Here is a 598-nt window from a genome sequence, read left to right on the forward strand (position 1 = left end):
TCTGTAAAGACATTTGGATTTATGCTCACAGCCGCTACAGTCCGCACAGCCATAGACCTCCACCGTCTGGGTATAGCCGTCCTGCTCTTTGCTTTCCGTCCGGATATGATGCAGCTCCCTTCCGTCATGGCAGATGTAATAATGCTCATCTTCAAAGACTGCGTATCCCATGTTGTAATATTTCCCAATGTCTTCTTTATAAGCGCGGGTTTTCCGATTCTCATGATCCTGAAGTTTGATGTAACTCCGGATTTCATTCTCTTTTAGATATAACAGGTTCTTTTCACTGCAATAGCCGCTGTCGGCGGTCACTGCCTCCAACTGATCCCCAAATGCATTCTGATGCTTTTTCAGGACCGGGATCAGTGTGTTGTAGTCTGTCCGGTCATTACTCACATATCCATGGACAATGAAGTAATTCTCTACTGCGATCTGGACATTGTATGCCGGTTTTAACTGCCCGTTCCTTATATGGTCTTCTTTCATCCGCATCAGGTTCTTCTGCAGCTTCAGGATCTCAAGCGGGGAACAGTGATCGATCTCAATGACGGTGTTATTGGAGATCTTTTTATGCTTTGTTAGTTTCCGTTTCCTGTTT

At 45.2% G+C, this 598-nt stretch carries 1 protein-coding gene; it reads right to left on the minus strand.

Features of this window, described 5'->3' with window-relative positions; all coding sequences use genetic code 11:
• On the minus strand, positions 1-486 hold a 486-nt coding region (locus tag H6A32_RS15880; protein WP_346342304.1), incomplete at its 3' end, for a transposase.
• Between the last annotated feature and the right edge of the window lie 112 nt (positions 487-598).

The organism is Drancourtella massiliensis (assembly GCF_016900655.1).
In the GTDB taxonomy this organism is placed as follows: domain Bacteria; phylum Bacillota; class Clostridia; order Lachnospirales; family Lachnospiraceae; genus Sellimonas; species Sellimonas catena.